General features: G+C 64.0%; 17 protein-coding genes and 1 tRNA gene. 10 read left to right on the top strand and 8 right to left on the bottom strand.

All coding sequences use genetic code 11. From position 1 onward, the window contains the following. Nucleotide 1 precedes the first annotated feature (1 nt). The 4 genes from CIT37_RS09820 to CIT37_RS09805 form a co-directional block, all read right to left on the bottom strand. Nucleotides 2–1,072 (bottom strand): aromatic/alkene monooxygenase hydroxylase subunit beta, encoded by a 1,071-nt coding sequence (locus CIT37_RS09820; RefSeq protein WP_095426621.1) that lies wholly within the window; start codon nt 1,070–1,072, stop codon nt 2–4. A gap of 62 nt (nt 1,073–1,134) precedes the next feature. Continuing rightward, nucleotides 1,135–2,175 carry a 2Fe-2S iron-sulfur cluster-binding protein gene (locus tag CIT37_RS09815; RefSeq protein WP_095426622.1) on the bottom strand — a complete coding sequence of 347 codons (1,041 nt, stop codon included), beginning with the start codon at nt 2,173–2,175 and terminating at the stop codon, nt 1,135–1,137. Between the two features lie 83 nt (nt 2,176–2,258). After that, nucleotides 2,259–3,929: an aromatic/alkene/methane monooxygenase hydroxylase/oxygenase subunit alpha gene (locus CIT37_RS09810; protein WP_091960700.1), complete on the bottom strand. Its 1,671-nt coding sequence runs from the start codon at nt 3,927–3,929 to the stop codon at nt 2,259–2,261. Nucleotides 3,930–5,100: 1,171 nt separating this feature from the next. Next, nucleotides 5,101–6,153, bottom strand: a complete 1,053-nt coding sequence (locus tag CIT37_RS09805) for an NAD(P)-dependent alcohol dehydrogenase (RefSeq protein WP_095426770.1) — start codon at nt 6,151–6,153, stop codon at nt 5,101–5,103. Between the two features lie 353 nt (nt 6,154–6,506). Between CIT37_RS09805 and CIT37_RS09800 the strand changes: the two genes are divergently transcribed. Beyond that, the gene (locus CIT37_RS09800) at nt 6,507–6,638 is read left to right on the top strand and encodes a hypothetical protein (protein ID WP_275937778.1); all 132 of its coding nucleotides are present in this window, start codon (nt 6,507–6,509) and stop codon (nt 6,636–6,638) included. 328 nt (nt 6,639–6,966) lie between these two features. Here CIT37_RS09800 and CIT37_RS09795 read toward each other — a convergent pair. The 4 genes from CIT37_RS09795 to mnmA form a co-directional block, all read right to left on the bottom strand. Next, nucleotides 6,967–7,043 (bottom strand) — tRNA-Met (locus CIT37_RS09795). A gap of 257 nt (nt 7,044–7,300) precedes the next feature. Next, nucleotides 7,301–7,657 carry a hypothetical protein gene (locus CIT37_RS09790; RefSeq protein ID WP_028140204.1) on the bottom strand — a complete coding sequence of 119 codons (357 nt, stop codon included), beginning with the start codon at nt 7,655–7,657 and terminating at the stop codon, nt 7,301–7,303. 44 nt (nt 7,658–7,701) lie between these two features. Next, on the bottom strand, nt 7,702–8,340 hold the full coding sequence (locus CIT37_RS09785; RefSeq protein WP_028140205.1) for a class I SAM-dependent methyltransferase: 639 nt from the start codon (nt 8,338–8,340) through the stop codon (nt 7,702–7,704). Nucleotides 8,341–8,360: 20 nt separating this feature from the next. Beyond that, nucleotides 8,361–9,539 carry a tRNA 2-thiouridine(34) synthase MnmA gene (mnmA, locus tag CIT37_RS09780; RefSeq protein ID WP_095426624.1) on the bottom strand — a complete coding sequence of 393 codons (1,179 nt, stop codon included), beginning with the start codon at nt 9,537–9,539 and terminating at the stop codon, nt 8,361–8,363. Nucleotides 9,540–9,885: 346 nt separating this feature from the next. Between mnmA and CIT37_RS09775 the strand changes: the two genes are divergently transcribed. The 9 genes from CIT37_RS09775 to CIT37_RS09735 all read left to right on the top strand — a co-directional run bounded on the left by CIT37_RS09775 (nt 9,886) and on the right by CIT37_RS09735 (nt 19,760). After that, the gene (locus CIT37_RS09775) at nt 9,886–11,523 is read left to right on the top strand and encodes a flagellar hook-length control protein FliK (RefSeq protein WP_038970842.1); all 1,638 of its coding nucleotides are present in this window, start codon (nt 9,886–9,888) and stop codon (nt 11,521–11,523) included. 12 nt (nt 11,524–11,535) lie between these two features. Continuing rightward, nucleotides 11,536–12,243, top strand: a complete 708-nt coding sequence (locus CIT37_RS09770; RefSeq protein ID WP_028140208.1) for a flagellar hook assembly protein FlgD — start codon at nt 11,536–11,538, stop codon at nt 12,241–12,243. Nucleotides 12,244–12,636: 393 nt separating this feature from the next. Next, on the top strand, nt 12,637–12,912 hold the full coding sequence (sciP, locus tag CIT37_RS09765; RefSeq protein ID WP_002714638.1) for a CtrA inhibitor SciP: 276 nt from the start codon (nt 12,637–12,639) through the stop codon (nt 12,910–12,912). 193 nt (nt 12,913–13,105) lie between these two features. Then, nucleotides 13,106–14,716 carry a flagellar basal-body MS-ring/collar protein FliF gene (gene fliF, locus CIT37_RS09760; protein ID WP_095426625.1) on the top strand — a complete coding sequence of 537 codons (1,611 nt, stop codon included), beginning with the start codon at nt 13,106–13,108 and terminating at the stop codon, nt 14,714–14,716. Nucleotides 14,717–14,763: 47 nt separating this feature from the next. Then, entirely contained in the window at nt 14,764–15,855 is a 1,092-nt protein-coding gene (fliG, locus tag CIT37_RS09755) for a flagellar motor switch protein FliG (RefSeq protein ID WP_028140210.1), read from the top strand. Next, a complete protein-coding gene (locus tag CIT37_RS09750) occupies nt 15,855–16,478 on the top strand; it encodes a FliH/SctL family protein (protein WP_095426626.1) in 624 nt (207 codons plus the stop codon). The genes fliG and CIT37_RS09750 overlap by 1 nt, the downstream gene beginning before the upstream one ends. A gap of 3 nt (nt 16,479–16,481) precedes the next feature. Further along, entirely contained in the window at nt 16,482–16,832 is a 351-nt protein-coding gene (gene fliN, locus CIT37_RS09745) for a flagellar motor switch protein FliN (protein WP_018318401.1), read from the top strand. A gap of 33 nt (nt 16,833–16,865) precedes the next feature. Beyond that, nucleotides 16,866–18,251, top strand: a complete 1,386-nt coding sequence (gene flbD / locus CIT37_RS09740) for a sigma-54-dependent transcriptional regulator FlbD (protein WP_095426627.1) — start codon at nt 16,866–16,868, stop codon at nt 18,249–18,251. A 258-nt stretch (nt 18,252–18,509) separates the two neighbouring features. Continuing rightward, complete coding sequence (locus CIT37_RS09735) at nt 18,510–19,760, top strand: vanadium-dependent haloperoxidase (protein WP_038948487.1); 1,251 nt, start codon at nt 18,510–18,512, stop codon at nt 19,758–19,760. Nucleotides 19,761–19,771: the final 11 nt, after the last annotated feature.

Below are 19,771 nucleotides of genomic sequence, written 5' to 3'. Positions count from 1 at the left end.
TTTACTCCTTGGGAAGGGTGAGGCCGAGCTCGCCGAGAACCTTCTTGATGCGTTCGACCGACTGCGCACGGGCATCGGCGTATTGCACCGGCTTCGAATGCGGTTGCGACCAGATCGGCTGAAGGCCGGCCGCCGCCTTGTTGGCGAGCGCCACGTGCTTGTTCACCCAGCCCTGGAACAGCTTCTTGTTGTGGGCCGCATGCTGATTGTCGGTCACCAGGAGGTGCATCAGGTCGATCGTGTTGGCGAGATTGCGCTCGTAATCCGCCTCCGCGGACGAAATCACCGGCGGCGTGATGAAATCGCCGTTCGACGAGGCCACCTGCATCAGGAAGCCGCTGCGGAACAATTCGCCGACGAGTGGCTCGAACACGATGTTCGTGGCGAAGTACTGCTCGAGATAGTCGGGCGAGCCCATGATCGATTCGATCGCTTCCCGGGTACCTTGCCAGCCCTTGTCTTCGAGCCAGGTGCGCTTGCCTGCCGCGTCGTCGAAGCCCGGAATGTCCATTCCGATCTCGGCCAGATAGAGCGTGATGTCCTGGGAAAGGCGGAGCTTGTACGACGAGTTGGTCAGCGTCGCGTTGTTGATCATCTGGGTGTAGCCGTAGCGCTGAGCCTGCATCAGCGACGTGCCGAGACCGAACTCGGCATGCTTCCAGGCGCCCAGATGGTTCTGCAGGATCTTGATCCAGGCCTTGTCGAAGCTCTTCGGTGCGCCGGACTTGCGGCCGTTGGCGATCACCGCCTGGACCATCGCCTCGATCCTGGACTGCCGCTGGTAGTGAGTGCGCTCCCACTCCTGGTCGGGGGCGCGGAAGGCATGCCAGTTCGAGCTGAGCGCCGCCGTGTTGTCCTTGGTGTAGGCACCCTTGCCGTTCGGAAAGGCGATGATCCAGTCCTGCAACAGGTAGCGTTCCGGGTCGGGTTGGACGTCGACCGTCACGTCTTCGTAGTGCGTGGCTCGCTTGCTGCGTGGCTCGAAATACCGATATTTTCGGCTGTCCGAGTCCGGGAACACCGCAGAACCTGCTGCACCGGATTTGGCTGATTCAGTTTGAACGGCAGTCATGGTCGTCTTCCTCCTCCTGTTGTCGGGCTTTATGATTGGTCGCTCGGCGGTCAAAGGCCGCCCTAATTGTTGGCCGGCGTAAACTTGTCGAAGAAGGTTCGGTCCGACTCGACGTCGTTCATCTGCAGTACCGGCGTCAACGCCTCGATCATCGGCGATGGTCCGCAAGCGTAGACGTCGACGTCTTCGCCATATCCGGCGCCGCGAAGGTGTGATCCGACCGCTTCGTGCACGAAGCCCTTCGCTCCACTCCAGGCCGTATCGTCCGCTGCATGGGAAAGGACGGGGACGAAGCTGAACTCCGGATGGTTGGCTGCGAGCTCGGCGAAGCGATCGAGATAGAAAAGGTCGCCCTGCGTTCGAGCTCCGTAGAAGAAGTACACCGGGCGCACTTCTCCCGAGCTGATGTGATCATGCAGGATGGACCACAGTGGCGACATCCCGGATCCACCGCCGACCAGGATCATGGCTCCGGTTTTGTTTTCTCGCCGGAAGCAGGTCCCGTAAGGTCCTTTGATTCCGACTTCGGTTCCGACGACAAGGTCTCCGTCGAGTCGTGAGGAGAAGCGTCCGTTGGGGTACTTCTTGATGATGAACGCGAGCTTTTGGCTTTCGCCCGGCGGATTTGCCATGGAAAACGAGCGCGTAATCGTCTCTGGTCCCGGGAGCGTGATGTCGACATATTGACCCGCCCAGAACTTCAGAGGTTGCTCCAGCGTGATCTCGAGGAGGCGGATGTCATGGGTGAGCGCAGCGACGTTGGTGACCGTTCCCGTGAAATCCTTGACGGGGATCGATTTCGACAGCACCTCCTCGTCATAGTTGAGAAGCTCCACCTCAAGATCCGAATAGGCCAAAGTCCGGCAGAGCAGGATGTAGTCCTGGCCGCGTTCCATCTCATTGAGGGCAAACGTGGAGTATTTCTTCAGCTCCACGTCCCCTCCGGTAAGCACGCATTTGCACGCCGAGCACTGTCCTTCCTTGCAACCATGCGGCAGCGCGATCCCTTGGCGAAACGCGGCGTCGAGAACAGTTTCGTTCTCCTCGACCTCGAACTCTATGCCAACCGGCTGCAGGCGAACGACATTCGTGGGCGCGCCCATAGGGGGCCTCCTCAAACCAAGCTTCATATCTTCCGGGGAACGGTCGGGAAGGAGCCGGCCGAAGCCGGCCCCCTCGGTCTCGCTTAGTTGCAGGGATTGATCGTGAATCCCTTGCGGTAGTCGGCAAGATGAGTCTCGCGGTCGGCCGGGCTCATCTCCCGCAGCGTCTGCAGCGGGCTCTTGAGGATGTGGCCGCGGACATCGTCGAGCGTCCACATTTCCTTCTGGTCGAACCGCAAATGCGGCTGGGCGACCAGCGTCTTGCCGTCCGTGCGCACGAAGCCGAGATCCTTGATGGCGTCGGCGATATCCACGTTGTGGTAGACGCTCTCCCACTCGCGACGGCCGCTGAACCGTCCCATCGCCGGGGTCGGACGTCCCTGGTACTCGCCGGCGAAGGCTTCGACCGCCGTCCAGCGGTCGAGCTCATGGGCGAAGGTGTGCAGCTTGCCGTCGATCTCGTCGGTAACCATGTCCTCACGGATCAGGCATGGAACGAGGCACGACCAGCAGCGATGCGGATAGACGTAACCGACATCGCTATTGAACAGGATGTTGGTCTGGCCGCGGTGCGACAGCTTCTCGTACCATTTCCAGAACTCGCCGAACTGCGCGTACCAGCCCGGATATTTGTGCTCGAACCACTCGAAGTCCTTGTCGGTCTGGGCCTCGATGCGCCAGAAGTTCGCCGACCAGCCGACTGCGAAGAATTGCGCGACCTTGTGGACATAGTGCTTCTCGGTCAGTCGCTTCCAGGCGGTCTGGACGTCGTCATGATGGATCTTGATGCCGTATTTCTCGAGCGGCAGCATATAGGTCCGGTAGTAATCCTCGAAGATCCAGCGGTGCCACATCTCCGCATACGACTCCTTGTTCTTGTCGCGGTTGGTGGTCCCGTATTCGATGAAGGTGCCGATCGCCGCATCGACGATGGCATGGTTCTGCCAGAAGGCATACCGCATGTCGCGTTCGAGCAGCAGGTGGTTCTCCGGCTCCTTCAGCATCGACATCAGCATCGAATGGCCGTTGCCGATATGGCGACTCTCGTCCGACTGGACCGACAGGAACACGGTCGGCAACGCATAGTCGCCATTCCGGGCCGCTTCCGATGGCATCGCGACGAACAGCGTGTTGGTGAACGCGGTCTCTGCAACCACGGTCAGGTAGACGTTCGCCGACGTGATGGCGTCACCGGTGATGAAGCCTTCACCGAACTGGCGACCGATCGTGGTGGCGTAGCACTTGCCGAACGCCTCCTCCGTGATGTCGAAGCCGGCCGGATCGATGTAGTTCTCCATGTACCATTTCTTCAGGTTCATCTGGATGGTCGAGTGACGGAATTCGTCGACCATCTGCATGGTGAAGCCGGTGCGGAGATCCTCACCCGGGGCCAGACGGCCGACCATGGCCATGGACCGCGCGGCGGAGATTTCCGGGAACGGGATGATCGCCAGGAACAGCTTCATCCACTCGACCCAACGCGGCTCGACGTTGCGGAACATGTCGCCGCGCAGCGCGGCATCGAGGGCGCCGTAGACGCGGTTGTCCTTCTCCTCCTGCATCGGGAAGTAAGAGCGAAGGACCTGCTTCATCGGATCCTTCGGCGCCTTCGTGATCTTGTAGTCGGTGGGGAAGGTCATCGCTTCCTGGACGTAGGACGGATTCCATCCGAGATCTGCAATCTTCTTTGCAGCCTCACCGACAGAAATGCCGCGCTGGGCCGTGATCTTGTTGAGAGTTAAAGTTCCAGACATCTCGTCTTTCCTCCTGATCGGGTCAGAAACCACATCGATATTTCGCCTGCCCAGACCCTCCACGGGCCGGGCAGTGCCTACCCGTGCGTTACGGGCCACCTCGCGGCCGCTTGCACGGCCGGACGCTTGATATCGGCAAGGGTCCTGGGACGACTGTGGAGCACCAGGAGGATGAGGCGATCATCGGAGCGGCGGTCCTCCGATCGCAGTTACGTCATCCCGCACATGATGCGCCCTTAGCTCGACGTCCCTTCCCTCGTTCTTTTCGCGGCTCGCCCCATACAGAGCAGTCGGCGTTCTTGTATCGGAAGCTTTGCAACGGTCGTGCCAGCGGTCGGCACAGCTCGCCGGATCGCTTCCGGCCGCGCGGAAGCGGAGATAGGCGCAAACGCAGGCGTTACAGCTACGAGCCCGCGGACGAGGCCGATGCAAATTGCGACAGAAATTGCAGATTGAGAATCTCAGCAAACCAGAAGCGAGAGTTTGCGCCGCACTATTCGCATTGCAGCAGCGATCACGCGCCTGGGCAATGGACATGCGTTATTGGGCGTTGATCCCCGCAACGCCCGACCCAAGCTTCACGGCCCAGCGACAGGAATAGAGCGCGTAGCATTCGTGATCGCAGAACGACAGCCCGGTGCTGAGTTCTCTCAAATAGCCTGCATGGATCGGCGCACAGCAATGCATGCAAAGCGTCTTCGAACATGGCATCCTGCCATTCACCAGGACGAACCTCATCTGACGCTCCCAAGGCGAAGCCGCACGATGTTATTTGAGAGTTCTGCTCGGACTATCCGGCCAACAAGCAGCGAAGCCATTTGCGATCGGCCTCATCACGTCGTTTGAACCGATCGACGTCCCTCCCGGAGCCCGGCGCCGTACGCCAGGGATGATGCCGGTGAAGCGCAGATAGCGCGGCACCTGGTCCGCGGGACTCTGGAAGCTTCGGCGCATTTTGCTCCCCCGCTGCGACGCAAATTGAGACGACGACGCAGAATGAGACTCTCTGCCCTGCGTTTGGTTGCCTCGACGGCTTGGCGCACAAGCAGGTCAGGACGCCCGAGTATTTTGACCGAACGCCCTCCAGAACTGCACGCCCATTTCAGAGCGAGAACCCTCGAAGTCCATCGCGAGCAAGTGCTTACCCGCGATGGATCGGGTTGGATCAGGTTCAGGGAATAAGCACTGCACGTCCGTGAATTTTGCCGGCATTGAGGTCGTGAAGAGCCTTGTTGGCATCGGCAAGGCGATACTCCGCCGTCGCGAGCTCGACCAGACCTCGGTCCGCAAGGGCCATCAACTCGGTCAGTTCGGCCCACGTGCCGACCAGATTGCCGATGATGTTCTTCTCGGTTATCACCATGTCGACGGTCGGCACCCGAATGTCTTCGCCGTAACCGACGACGTAGTAGCTGCCCATCGGGCGTGTCATTGCCAGGCCCTTCGAGGTCGTACCCTTCTCGCCGACGAAATCGATCACCGCTTCCGCACCGTTTCCACCGGTCAGGCCCAGAACGGCTTCCACTTCGTTGCCGTCAGCTTTCACAAGATGATCGGCGCCCGATTTTTCGGCCAGTTTCAGCGATGCTTCGGACTTGTCGACGACAATAATGTCGGCCGCACACATCGCTTTGAGGCACTGGATTCCAATGTGGCCCAGGCCGCCCGCGCCGATAACGACGCAGAATTCGCCTGGCAAAAGATGCCGCGTGGCTTTCTTGGCGGCGCGATACGCGGTGAGGCCGGCGTCCGCGTATGGAGCGACTTCCTTCGGCGCGAGCGTCCGCGGCAACGGGACAATGTTGCGCTCCGAGGTGCAAAGGAATTCCGCATACCCGCCGTTGCAGTCGAGGCCTGGAAATGTGCCTGGACCATGCATGTCGAAGCCGCGGCGACAGGCGAGACACGTTCCGCCGGTGATCTTCGGGTGGACGATCACGGGATCACCCTTCTTCAATCCCTCGACTTCCTTGCCAACCTCTTCGACCCACCCTGCATTCTCGTGTCCCATGATGAGCGGAAGCAGCTTGTCGCCGGTCGGATCCATATGCGGCTTCCACACGCCTTCGATGATATGGAGATCGGTCCTGCATACGCCTGCACCGCCAATGCGAACGATGACGTCGGTCGATTTCGTCAGCTTCGGATCAGGCACTTGTTCTTCGCTAACCCAGCGCTCGCCGGAAAGCTTTTCGTCATACGCTCTCAGTACTTGGGCTCTCATCATTTCCTCCGTCTCCCCGCGGCGAACTTCGGTGCGCCATCGGCTCAGCCTCAGCATTTTTTGTGCCAGGGGATTGGTGTCGCGGCGCCATCAGCGACGACTGGAAGCGCGCCAACAACCTTCTGCGGTGCAGCGCGGAGGTATTGGTTCATCCGTGTGGAAACAGCCCGATACTACCAAGCATGGATCAGCGTCCTCTAAGGTCCTCCACTCTCGGAAGGACCGATGGTCAAGCAAAGTGCGGCAAAGAGGATGGCAGCTCGACTTTGCTGCGCATCGCTTGTCGCGCAAGGAGCTCAACCGGACGGCCAAACCGATCCACGCGTTGGCGCCGGGAGAGATTCTTCGACGTCGTGATCGTCGACACGCTCGATTGCCCTTATCGCTACGTGACGATCTCGCAGGCATCCATGAGAGGCTATCTTCTCGGGATCGAGATCCGGGCCGTTCGCGAGGGCGTCGTTGACACAGTGCTGGTCGGCTAGCCAGGGAACGGAGGCGCCTCGCAGCAACATCACATGCAAGACGGCAGCGCCTTGAGCAGCAGCACGGTCAATCGAACAGGGAAATCGAACAGGGAAAGCGAGCGGCCGGTGGATGCGATCACGAAAGGTCATGGCGATCCCTCCCTTCTCGGACCTCGGTCGACGGCCTTGGATGCCGCAGAAGCCATCCGAGACCTTGTCGGTACGGTCACGGTGTCCCGGGATCCAGCCAGACCAGGTAGAGTCGCGGCGGAGATAGCCGGCCGGCCAAATGCCCTGCTTGGCGAATCCGCCTATCCCAATCGGGCCACGGGAGTGTTGGGAAAGATGGTAGCGGGAGAGGGACTCGAACCCCCGACCCCAGGATTATGATTCCCGTGCTCTAACCAGCTGAGCTACCCCGCCACAGGGCCCGCGAACGGCGGCTACGGCCGATCTCGCGAACGCGCGGCATATAAAGAAGGGGGCGGCGGGAAGTCAATCCGCCTTCGCTAAAAGCTTCGGCGCGACAGGGCGTTTGGGGGTGGAAAAGCGACCGGTTTTGGCGGCGGATCGCCTGTTTTTGGATATCAGATTTGCGGAGACTCCCCCTCACCCGGAAGCCGCGCTTTTGCGGATTCCGGCCTCTCCCGCAAGCGGGAGAGGCGAAGGAAGAATCGGGCCTATTTCGGCCGCACGTTCGGGTCGCCGCCGGGGCTGCCGGGGGGCGGGATCACCGGGGTGTTGCCGCCGGTGTCGGGGGCCGGGGCGTGCATCTCGGGGTCGACGCCCGCGGGCGGGCAGAGCACGCCGTCGGACTTTGCCAGCTTGTCGCCGAGCGGTTCCCGGGACTGGCCGGTGGTGGTGCCATCGGCCTGGCGGTTAGGGCGGTCCTGCGGGGTGCAATTGGCCGCATGTTGCGGGGATGGCGGCGCGGTCGCTTGCGGCGGCGTCGCCGGGGCGGGCGGAGCCTGCGCGATCGCGCTGCCGGAGGCGACGATCAGGAGGCTGGCCAGGATGATGTTTGATGTCGTGCGCATGGGAGAAAAACGCGCCGATCACGGCGCGTGTTCCCTCGGCACGATCACGATTTGTGGTAGCGGATCAGCGAAAAGTGCCCCATCGGCGGCATCGGCCTCCGTTCGGCCAAGGTGATGCCGCCGTGCCTCGCGGCCCAGCCCTCGAGGCGGGCCCACGGGAATTCCGGGCGCCAGCCGAGGCGGCGGGCGACGGGCGCGAAGGCGAGCTCGAACAGTTTGCGCGGGCCGGTCTCGGCGCCGATGTGGTTGACGAGGATCAGCTCGCCGCCGGGCTTGAGCACGCGCACGAACTCGTCGAGCGTGCCTTCGGGATCGGGCACGGCGGTGATGACATATTGCGCCACCACCGCGTCGAAGAAGTTTTCGGGGAAGGCGAGGTTTTTCGCATCCATCACCGAGAGCACTTCGACATTGGAGAGGCGAAGCGCACGCACCCGCGCCTGCGCCTTGCGCAGCATCGGCTCGGAGATGTCGACGCCGCAGATTTTCGTGGTGCGCGAATAGTCCGACAGCGACAGGCCGGTACCGACGCCGACGTCGAGGATGCGGCCGCCGATGCGGTCGGCCTCCGCGATGGTCGACTGCCGTCCGGCGTCGAACACCTTGCCGAACACGAGATCATAGACCGGCGCCCAGCGGCCATAGGCCTTCTCGACCCCGGCCCGCGAGATGTCTGCTGCCATGCCCCCTGCCCTGAATTCTCTTAACCGCGCACCGCTTCGACAAGCGGCCTCGCCGTGCCTGTCGCGACTTTCGCGGCGGCGCTTTGAATGAAGCCGCCGCCAAGCACGCGGGCCTGCCCACTGGGCGCGTCGTAGAACACGCAGGCCTGGCCGGGCGAGACGCCCTCCTCGCCGCCGACGAGCTCGACCTCATAATGGCCGTTCGCGCCGCGCAGCCATGCCGGCTGCGGCGCGCGGGTCGAGCGCACGCGCACGAACAATTCGAGGCCGGCGCCGATGGCGCGGTCGATGTCGCCGCCGATCCAGTTGACGTCGCGCAAGGCGATGCGGTGCATCTTCAGCGCATCGCGCGGGCCGACGACGACGCGGCGGGTGGCAGCCTCAAGCCGCACCACGAACAGCGGCGCGTGGGCGGCGATGCCGAGGCCGCGGCGCTGGCCGACGGTGAAATTGGCGATGCCATTGTGCCGGCCGAGCACGCGTCCATCGAGATCGACGATGTCGCCGGGGTCCATCGCATTCGGACGCAGGCGCGTAATGATGTCGGTATAGCGGCCCGTCGGCACGAAGCAGATGTCCTGGCTGTCGTGCTTGTCGGCGACGGACAGGCCAAAGCGGCGCGCGAGCTCGCGCGTCTCGGGCTTGGTCATGTCGCCGAGCGGGAAGCGCAGGAAGTCGAGCTGCTCCTGCGTGGTCGCAAACAGGAAATAGCTCTGGTCGCGGTCGGCATCGGCGGCGCAGACCAGCGCGCGCGAGCCGTCTTCGCGGCGGCGCGAGGCGACGTAATGGCCGGTGGCGAGCGCCTGCGCGCCGAGCTCGCGCGCGGTCTTGAGGAGGTCGCGGAATTTGACACTGCGGTTGCACTCGATGCACGGCACCGGCGTCTCGCCGAGCGCGTAGCTGTCGGCGAAATTGTCGATGACGGATTCGCGAAAACGATCCTCGTAGTCGAGCACGTAATGGGGAATGCCGAGTTTTGCCGCGACGTCGCGGGCGTCGTGGATGTCCTGGCCGGCGCAGCAGGCGCCCTTGCGGTGGGTCGCAGCGCCATGGTCGTAGAGCTGCAGCGTGATGCCGACGACGTCGTAGCCTTCCGCCTTCAGAAGCGCAGCCGTCGTCGAGGAATCGACGCCGCCCGACATGGCGACGACGACCCTGGTGTCCTCAGGACGGCCTTCGAGATCCAGACTGTTGAGCATGGGCCTTAAGGGTTGTGACGGCGGCGTGCGGCGATCCGCGATTTCATGCTTCTCGCGGGACGTCGTCGAACCCCGGGAACTTTAGTTCCCGCAAGGCACGACTGCCCGGTCGAAAGCGGCTGAGAGTAACCTCTTTAATATAGGCGGCATTCCGGTGAAGCAATCACGGGGGCGGCCAGCTTAGGGCAATTCTTGCCGGGGAGGCAGAAATGGCGGGGTCGCAGCGGGCCCTGCGGCGACGGGATAAAATCCATAAACTATTGATTTTGCTGCATAAATATACCTGAAAGGGCACTGGCCCGCTCCTTGCTCCCCTGATGCCGAAGATGTTTCCAAGGGGTCGCCTGTGGTCAGTCGTACGTCAGATGTCGTGGCCAGCGTGCAAGTTTCGAGCGCGCAGCAAAAGCCTGCGCGGTCGCAGAGCGCCAGGGAGCCGTCCGCGAACGACTCCTTCGGGTCGCTGGTCGACAGCAACACCCAGGCGATCAACACCAATGCGGCCTCGCAGGCCCAGGATAGCGCGCCGCGGCGGAGCGATTCGTCCTCCGCGGACAAGGGGCCGCGCGACACCTCGTCCACGGATGAATCCTCGCAGAGCAGGGCGAGCGACGACACCGACACCTCCGCGCCCGCCAGGAACGACAAGGCGAACGACAAGGCGAACGACACGACCACGGATGCGGCCAAGGACGCCGGCACGGCCAAGGACAGGGTCAAGGACAAGTCCGAGGCGTCGGACGCCAAATCGGCTGACACATCCGAGAAAACCAAGGACGACCAGACCGAGGGCACCGACACGCTCACCGCCGCGGTCGATGCCGCAGCAACCGCGCCGGCCGACGCGGCGCAGGCTGTGCCCGATCCGAACGCGATCGTGGTTGCCGCGCCGGTCGTCCCGGCCGATCCCAACGCGGCTGCAAACCAGGCCGCCACCGCCTCGCCGCTGACGATCGCCGCCGCCGGCATCGCCGCCAGCGCTTCGACCGCGGCGCAGATCGCGGGCACCAAGACCGACACCGCCACGCCCGCCGACAAGAGCGCCAAGACCGCCGGCGCCAAGGTCGACGCCGACACCACCGCGACGCTGGCCGATGCCGCGACCGGGGCAACCGACGCGGCCGCGACCGACGCCAAGGCGAGCGGCGGGTTGATCCCCGTCAACCAGGGCACGCCGAAGACCTCGTTCCAGGCCGCCGTCGCCACCGCACAAGGACAGTCGGACGTCTCCAATATCGGCCAGGACGCCGGCAAGGCGAACGCCGCCCCGACACAAGCGCCGGGCGCCGCGACCGCCGACGCCGCAGCGCATCCGCAAAGCGCCAAGCCGCAGGCAGATGGCGCAGCGACCGAGGCGAAGCCCGGCGCAGCGGACCGTACGCCCGACGCGATCCCGGCCGCACCGGCCGCCCACGCCCATGCCAATGCGCAGGCCGCTTTCAACACCGCCGACACCAGCGCGCAGGCCGCCTCCGCGATGCAGGCGCCGCTGACCAACACGACCTCGACCGCGTCCGCTTCGACCGCGACGCTGACCGCGACCGCGGCCAGTGCGACGGCGGTGCCGATCAACGGCGTGCCGGTGGAGATCGCGGCCGCCATCCGCTCCGGCAAGTCCCGCTTCGACATCAGCCTCGACCCGGCCGAGCTCGGCCGCATCGACGTCCGCATCAATGTCGACCGCAACGGCAACGTCACCTCGCATCTCACGGTGGAGAAGCCGGAGACGCTGCAGATGCTGCGCCAGGACGCGCCGCAATTGCAGCGCGCGCTCGATGATGCCGGCCTCAAGTCCGGCAGCAACGGGCTGTCCTTCAGCCTGCGCGACCAGAATTCGTCGGGCCAGAACTCCGGCCAGAACAACGACAATGGCGGCAATGCCCGCCGGCTGATCATCAGCGAGGACGACACCGCTGCTGCCGCACCCGTCGGGCGCGGCTATGGCCGCATGTACGGGCCGAGCGGCGGCGTCGACATCAGAGTGTAAGGAGTATCCGACATGACCACCACGACTGGCGCTACCGCTCCTGCTGTCGTCTCCGGCACGACCGACCTCCCGAAATCCTCCTCGTCGAACTCGCTGAGCTCGACCACGGGATCGACGCTCGCCGGCAACTTCCAGACCTTCCTGACGCTGCTGACCACGCAGCTGCAGAACCAGAACCCGCTCGATCCGCTCGACACCAACCAGTTTACGCAGCAACTGGTGCAGTTCGCCGGCGTCGAGCAGCAGCTCAAGACCAACGATGCGCTGTCGCAGCTCGTCACCCTGCAGCAGACCACGCAGGCGACCCAGGCGCTGGGCTTCGTCGGCAAGACCGCCCTGGTCGACGGCTCGACCGCGACCATGACCAAGTCATCAGCCACCTGGCATCTCAACGTGCCGACCGACTCCACCGTCGACATCACCGTCGCCAATGCCAGCGGCCAGACCGTGTTCACCGGCAAATACACCGCCGCCGCCGGCACCGACATTCCCTTCACCTGGAACGGCATGGGCAATGACGGCACGCAATGGCCCGACGGCAAGTATACGATCACGGCGACGGGCAAGGATGTGGCGAACAACAATGTCGGCATCGCCGCCCAGGTGCAGGGCGTCGTGTCGTCGGTCGACCTGACCCAATCGCCGCCCCTGCTCACCATCGACGGCGCAAGCTACACACTGAGCCAGGTGAAGAGCATCATCGCGACGAGCAGCAATTAAAGGTGCGCGCCGCTGCTATATACTCGCTGTCATCCCCGCGAAGGCGGGGATCCATAGCCCCAGGGAGAAGTTTGGCGAAGACCAGGGGTTAGGAAGTCATTCTTGGTACTGCTGCCCGCGTCTCATCGATAGATCACGCGGTATGGGTCCCTGCTTTCGCAGGGACGACAGTTGGAGCCTCCGCGACACCGCGCTCCGGCTCCATTCGTTAGTAAAGTATTTACGAAGTCCCCCTCGACCGGCCCGGATTCCACCGTTTCGCCGGCCGACACGGCGCCGTTCCAGCCATTTTCAACGAGAATTGTATTGAAGCCTTAGGCTTAGCGGATTTTTAAGCCGCCGGGCGTAGGGTTACGGGCGTGAGTTCAGTGGTTGAGAGTTTGTGAGTACGCCATGACAGAACCCCATCGCCCGAGGGTAAAATACGTCATCGGGCCGGACGGCAGTCCGTTGACGATCGCGGATCTGCCTGCACCCGGCACCAAACGCTGGGTCATCCGCCGCAAGGCCGAAGTCGTCGCCGCCGTCCGTGGTGGACTTCTCTCGCTGGAGGAGGCCTGTAGCCGTTATACCCTGACGGTCGACGAATTCCTCTCCTGGCAGTTTTCCATCGACCAGCATGGTCTGGCGGGTCTTCGCACCACCCGCATCCAGCAATATCGCCAGTAGGCGATCCGGAAATCTGCGGCTTTTGACGAAAATCGGCCTCGCCCTGCGAGGCCGATTTTTTTCATATCCGCCCTTTGCGCGACTTTTGTCCGACCTCTTAACCTTCGTTAACCATATCGAAACCATCACCTAGGCAATAATTGCCCAGTCGGCCTTTCCTGTGAAAAGCGGCCGAATCTGTTGGGGCGGTTGCTTGCAAGGTCTTGCGGACTTTTTGAAGAGTATCGGCGCCGCCCGGTTCGGGGCGATGATCGCGGTCACCGCCGCGCTCATCGGCTTTTTCGCGTTCGTCATCATGCGCGTCACCACGCCGCAGATGACGACGCTGTTCACCGACCTCAGCGTCGAGGATTCCTCCGGCATTATCAAGGACCTGGAACGCCAGGGCATCCAGTTCGAGATCCGCAACGAGGGCAGCATCATCATGGTGCCCAAGGACAAGGTCACGCGCCTGCGGATGAAGCTCGCCGAGGGCGGCCTGCCCAAGGGCGGCGGCGTCGGCTACGAGGTGTTCGACAAGTCGGACGCGCTCGGCACCACCTCCTTCGTCCAGAACATCAATCACCTCCGCGCGCTGGAAGGTGAGCTCGCCCGCACCATCCGCGCCATCGACCGCATCCAGGCCGCCCGCGTCCATCTGGTGCTGCCCGAGCGCCCGCTGTTTGCGCGCGAGGCGCCGGAGCCGTCGGCCTCGATCGTGGTCCGGGTCCGCGGCTCGCTGGAAGCCCAGCAGATCCGCGCCATCCGCCACCTCGTCGCCTCCGCCGTCAACGGATTGAAGCCGCAGCGGGTCTCGATCGTCGACGAGGCCGGCCAGCTGCTCGCCGACGGCGCCGCCACCGATCCGGAGCAGGCGGTCGGCGACGAGCGCCGCATCTCCTTCGAGAAGCGGATGCGCAAGCAGGTCGAGGACATCGTCTCCTCCGTGGTCGGCTCGGGCCGCGCCCGCGTCCAGCTCTCCGCCGATTTCGACTTCAACAAGATCACCCAGACCTCGGACAAGTTCGACCCCGAGGGCCGCGTGCTGCGCTCGAGCCAGACCCGCGAAGAGCAGAGCATGACCGCCGACAACAACGGCCAGGTCACCGTCAACAACGAGCTGCCCGGCAACCAGCAGAACAACGGCGTCGCGGCCAAGGACCAGAGCAAGAAGTCCGAAGAGACCAACAATTACGAGATCTCCCGCACCACCAAGACCGAAGTGACCGAAGCCGGCCGGGTCAACCGCATCTCGGTCGCGGTGCTGGTCGACGGCATCTACTCCAAGAACGACAAGGGCGAGCTGGCCTATCAGGACCGCACCAAGGAGCAGCTCGACCGCATCGCCACGCTGGTGCGCTCGGCGATCGGCTTCGACCAGAAGCGCGGCGACCAGGTCGAGGTCGTCAATCTGCGCTTTGCGGATGCGCCCTCCACTGCCCCGATCGGCGAGCCCGGCGGCTTCCTCGGCATGCTCCAGTTCACCAAGGACGACGTCATGTACTTCGTCGAGCTCGGCGTGATGATGCTGCTCGGCCTGATCGTGCTGTTCCTGGTGATCCGCCCGCTGGTCAAGCGCATCCTGGCCTCCGACGAAGTCGCCGCCGCCATCTCCGGCGTTCTCGCCGGCCCGGCGGCTTCGGAAGAGAGCGCGCCAGCCGGCCAGGCGCTGCTGCCGAGCGGCGCCGCCAGCGCGATCGACGTTGCCACCATCCAGGGCCAGGTCCACGCCCAGTCCGTTCATCGCGTCGGCGAGCTCGCCGAGCGTAACCCCAACGAAACCGTCGCCATCATCCGCCAGTGGCTGACCGAACCTGCCAAGTAATCCGCACCAAGTGATCCCTCGCCAAGTGAATCAAGAAGTGATCTGACATGGCCGCCAGTCTGCAAAACGCCAACTCGAACGACATCACCAGCGTCATTTCCACGCTCGGCCAGCGTGCCGGCAGCCGCGCGGGCAACGCGGTCGAAGCGGTGTCTGGGCCGAAGCGCGCGGCGATCCTGATGCTGGCGCTCGGCGAGCAATATGGCGGCAAGATCTGGGGACTGCTCGACGACGACGAGGTGCGCCAGCTCTCGCTGGAGATGTCGACGCTCGGCACCGTCGAGGTCGACACCGTCGAGGACATGCTGCTCGAATTCGTCTCGCGCATGTCGGCATCGGGCGCGCTGATGGGCAATTTCGACGCCACCGAACGGCTGCTGCAGCAATATCTGGCACCCGAGCGCGTCAACGGCATCATGGACGAAATCCGCGGCCCCGCGGGACGCAACATGTGGGAGAAGCTCTCCAACGTGCAGGAAGAGGTGCTCGCCAACTATCTCAAGAACGAATATCCGCAGACCATCGCGGTGGTGCTCTCGAAGCTGAAACCGGAACACGCCGCGCGCGTTCTCGGCATCTTCCCCGAGGAGCTTGCGCTCGACGTCGTCAACCGCATGCTGAAGATGGAGGCGGTGCAGAAGGAGGTGATCGAGAGCGTGGAGAAGACCCTGCGCACAGAATTCATGTCCAACCTGTCGCAGACCCGCCGCCGCGACGCCCACGAGGTGATGGCGGAAATCTTCAACAATTTCGACCGCCAGACCGAAACCCGCTTCATCACCTCGCTGGAAGAGGACAACCGCGAATCGGCCGAGCGCATCAAGGCGCTGATGTTCACCTTCGACGACCTCGTGAAGCTGGATTCCGGCTCGGCCCAGACGTTGATGCGCAACGTCGACAAGGACAAGCTCGGCGTCGCGCTCAAGAGCGCCAACGAGGACGTCCGCAACTTCTTCTTCGGCAACATGTCCTCGCGCGCTGCCAAGATGCTCCAGGACGACATGGCGGCGATGGGCCCGGTGCGGCTGCGCGACGTCGACGAGGCCCAGGCGCTGCTGGTCAACCTCGCCAAGGATCTCGCCGCCAAGGGCGAGATCATGCTGACCAAGAACCGCGCCGACGACGAACTGGTGTATTGATGGCCGCTCCGGCAAAATTCCTGTTCGATACCGACTTCGCGGCGCCCGAGCGGACGACACGCGAGAAGGCCGCGACCGCTGCGGAGATCGCCCAGAAGGTCGCGGAAGCCGAGGCGCGCGCCTATCAGGACGGCTTTGCCGCCGGCCAGCAGGAGGCCAAGGCCGAGAGCGACCGCCGCGTCGCGCTTGCCATGGAAGAGATCAATATCGGCATCCGCGGCATCGCATCCGGCATCTGCAACATCGAATCCAAGATGGAAACCGAGGCGGTCGACGTTGCGGTGGCGGTTGCGCGCAAGCTGTGCGCAGACCTGGTCGCCGCCGAGCCGCTCGGCGAGATCGTCGCACTGGTCAAGGACTGCTTCTCGCATCTGGTCGCGACACCGCATCTGGTAGTCCGCATCAACGACGCGCTCTACGACAGCGCCCGCGAGAAGATCGAGCGGCTCGCCAAGCAGAGCGGCTTCGAAGGACGGCTGGTGATCCTGGCCGAGCCGGAGATTGCGACCGGCGACTGCCGGATCGAATGGGCCGATGGCGGCGTCGTGCTGGAGCGCGGCGCCATCGCGGCCAAGATCGACGAAATGGTTGGACGCTATGTCGCGTCCCGCAGGGGGAGCTAAGCCATGAGCGATACCGACGGACAGGTCCCGCTGCCCGATCTCAACGGCCCGATGCCGCCCACCGGCACGGATGTCGGCTACAACGAGGACGAATATGCGGCGCGTGCCGCCGCCGATCTCGAGGCGGTGTTCGACGTTCCCGTGCAGGTCTCGGCCGTGCTCGGCCGCTCGAAGATGGACGTCAGTGAGCTCCTGAAGCTCGGACCCGGCACCGTGCTCGAGCTCGACCGCCGCGTCGGCGAGGCCATCGACATCTACGTCAACAACAAGCTGGTCGCCCGCGGCGAAGTCGTCCTGGTCGAGGACAAGCTCGGCGTGACCATGACCGAAATCATCAAGACCGAACGCAGCTGATAGCGCGCGCGACCAGACGGACAGGAGACTGACATGCGGCTTCTCATCGTTGGCACATTGAAGGGCCAGCTCACCACCGCCACCAAGATCGCGATGGACAACGGCGCCACCGTGACCCATGCCGAGGATCACGACCAGGCCATGCGCGTGCTGCGCGGCGGCAAGGGCGCCGACCTCCTGCTGGTCGACGTCGCCCTCGACATCCGCGACCTCGTGATGCGGCTCGAGGCCGAGCACATCCACGCCCCGATCGTCGCCTGCGGCATCACCAACGACGCCCGCGCCGCGGTCGCCGCGATCCACGCCGGCGCCAAGGAATACATCCCGCTGCCGCCGGACCCGGAGCTGATCGCCGCGGTGCTGGCCGCGGTCGCCAACGATTCCCGCGAGCTGGTCTATCGCGACGAGGCGATGGCGAAGGTGATCAAGCTGGCGCAGCAGATCGCAGGATCCGACGCCTCGGTAATGGTCACCGGTGAGTCCGGAACGGGTAAGGAAGTGCTGGCCCGCTACGTCCACACCCGCTCGGCGCGCGCCAAGCGCCCCTTCATCTCCATCAACTGCGCCGCTATTCCCGAGCATCTCCTGGAATCCGAGCTGTTCGGCCACGAGAAGGGTGCCTTCACCGGCGCGATCGCGCGCCGCATCGGCAAGTTCGAGGAGGCGACCGGCGGCACGCTGCTGCTGGACGAAATCTCCGAGATGGACGTCCGCCTGCAATCGAAACTGCTGCGCGCCATCCAGGAGCGCGTGATCGACCGCGTCGGCGGCACCAAGCCGGTGCCGGTCGACATCCGCATCATCGCGACCTCGAACCGCAATCTGGCCGAGGCCGTGCGCGAAGGCACGTTCCGCGAGGACCTGCTGTTCCGCCTCAACGTCGTCAACCTGAAGATCCCGCCGCTGCGTGAGCGTCCCCTCGACATCCTCGAGCTCGCTCAGCACTTCGTGAAGAAGTACGCCGAAGCCAACGGAGTGCCGGTGCGCCCGATCTCGGCGGAAGCGCGCCGCGTGCTCTCGGCCAACCGCTGGCAGGGCAACGTCCGCGAGCTCGAAAACACCATGCACCGCTCCGTGCTGATGGCGCAGGGCGACGAGATCGGAGCCGACGCGATCCTCACCCCGGACGGCGACCGCCTCGACCTCGCGAAAACCGTGCCGGCCGTGGCGCATGCCACGATGGCCGCCGAGCAGGTGACGCGCGCGCTGGTGGGGCGCACCGTCGCCGATGTCGAGCGCGACCTGATCCTGGAGACACTGAAGCACTGCCTCGGCAACCGGACCCATGCCGCCAACATCCTGGGCATCTCGATCCGCACGCTGCGCAACAAGCTCAACGAATATTCCGACGGCGGCATCCCGATCACGCCCGCGGGAACGCCGGGCGAGTATCCGCGCATACCGATGATGGGAGCGTAAGGGCTTCTGACAAAATTGAGATGCGAATGCCCGGGCCAGTCCCGGGCATTTTTCTTTGCGGGGTAGTGCTATGCTGGTGTCGTCCCCGCCTGCTGCGCAATTGCGCGTGGGGCCGGGACAGCGCCGGGAGGAACGGTGCGTGAAGCAGTTCACAAAGGACACGCCGCAACATCGTTAGAGTCCCGATGCCGCTTGGCAGGATGCCGGCGAGGTGCCGCATCCGCGTTTCGCGAACCTCCTTAACCGAAAGGGCACGCCATGAAATACGCTTCGTGGACGATCTCCCGCTTTTCGCTGATTGCAGCGCTGATCTCGGCCACCGCGCCGCTTGCGCGCGCGGACGTAATCATGGACTGGAACGCCAAAGCCGATGCGATCGCCGCCGAGAAACAGATTCTTCCGGCGCCGCACAGCCGCGCCTTGTCCATGATGCACGTTGCAATGTTCGAGGCCGTCAATGCGATCGACCGCCGCTACGCGCCTTACAAGGTCACGCTGTCCGCGGAGCGTTCGACCTCGCGGGAAGCCGCGGGGGCAGTTGCGGCTCACGACGTGCTGCTGTCGATCTATCCGGACCTCAAGCCGGACCTGGATGCGACACTGACGAACGCGCTGACGCCGATTGCCGAGGGCGAGTCCAAGAGCGCCGGCATCGCGCTCGGGAAAGAAGCTGCGGCGCAGATCATCCAGCTTCGCGCGAACGATGGCAGCGCCGCCGTGGAAACGTACCGGCCCCCGACCACACCGGGCGCCTATATTCCAACCGTCGTCCCGCTCTTCTCGACCACCGGTGCGACAACGCCGTGGGTCATGGCGTCCGGATCGCAGTTTCGCCCCGGACCACCGCCGGCACTCGATTCAGAGGTTTGGACCAGGGACGTCAACGAAATCCGCGAGGTCGGCGGCAGAGGCAGCCCGACCCGGACACCCGAGCAGACGACGATCGGCCGCTTCTGGTTCTCTGTCGGCGCCCGCACCTACAATCCCATCGTGAGGCAGGCCGCCTTGGCCAAGGGAGTGGATCTCGTCGACTGCGCCCGCCTGTTCGCCCTGACGTCGATTGCCGGGAACGATGCCATCGTTGCCGTGTTCGACGCCAAGTACCATTACAATTTCTGGCGCCCGATCACGGCCATACGCAATGCCGATCTGACCTCGAATGCCGCAACGCCTCGCGATCCCTCCTGGCTGCCGCTTGGGGACACGCCGATGCATCCTGAATATCCCTGCGCTCACTGCATCATCTCGGCCGCAATTTCGACCGTGCTCCAGACCGTCGTTGGAGATTTTGGCGAGTTCTCACTGACCAGCCCGACGGCGCCAGGGGTCACGCGCAAATGGTCGCGGCTCCAGGACTATAGCGACGAAGTCTCCAATGCGCGCATCTGGGCCGGCTTCCACTACCGGTTCTCGACCGAAGTCGGCAAGGACATGGGTCGGAAGATCGGCGCGCTGGTCGTCGCGACGCAGCTTCGCGGTGTGGAGGCAATGGCGGAACCGAAGCGTTAGAATGCCCGGGG

Source organism: Bradyrhizobium ottawaense, from assembly GCF_002278135.3.
Classification (GTDB): Bacteria; Pseudomonadota; Alphaproteobacteria; order Rhizobiales; family Xanthobacteraceae; genus Bradyrhizobium; species Bradyrhizobium ottawaense.
Note: the sequence above shows the minus strand (reverse complement) of the source record. Positions and strands in the feature narration are given on the sequence as shown.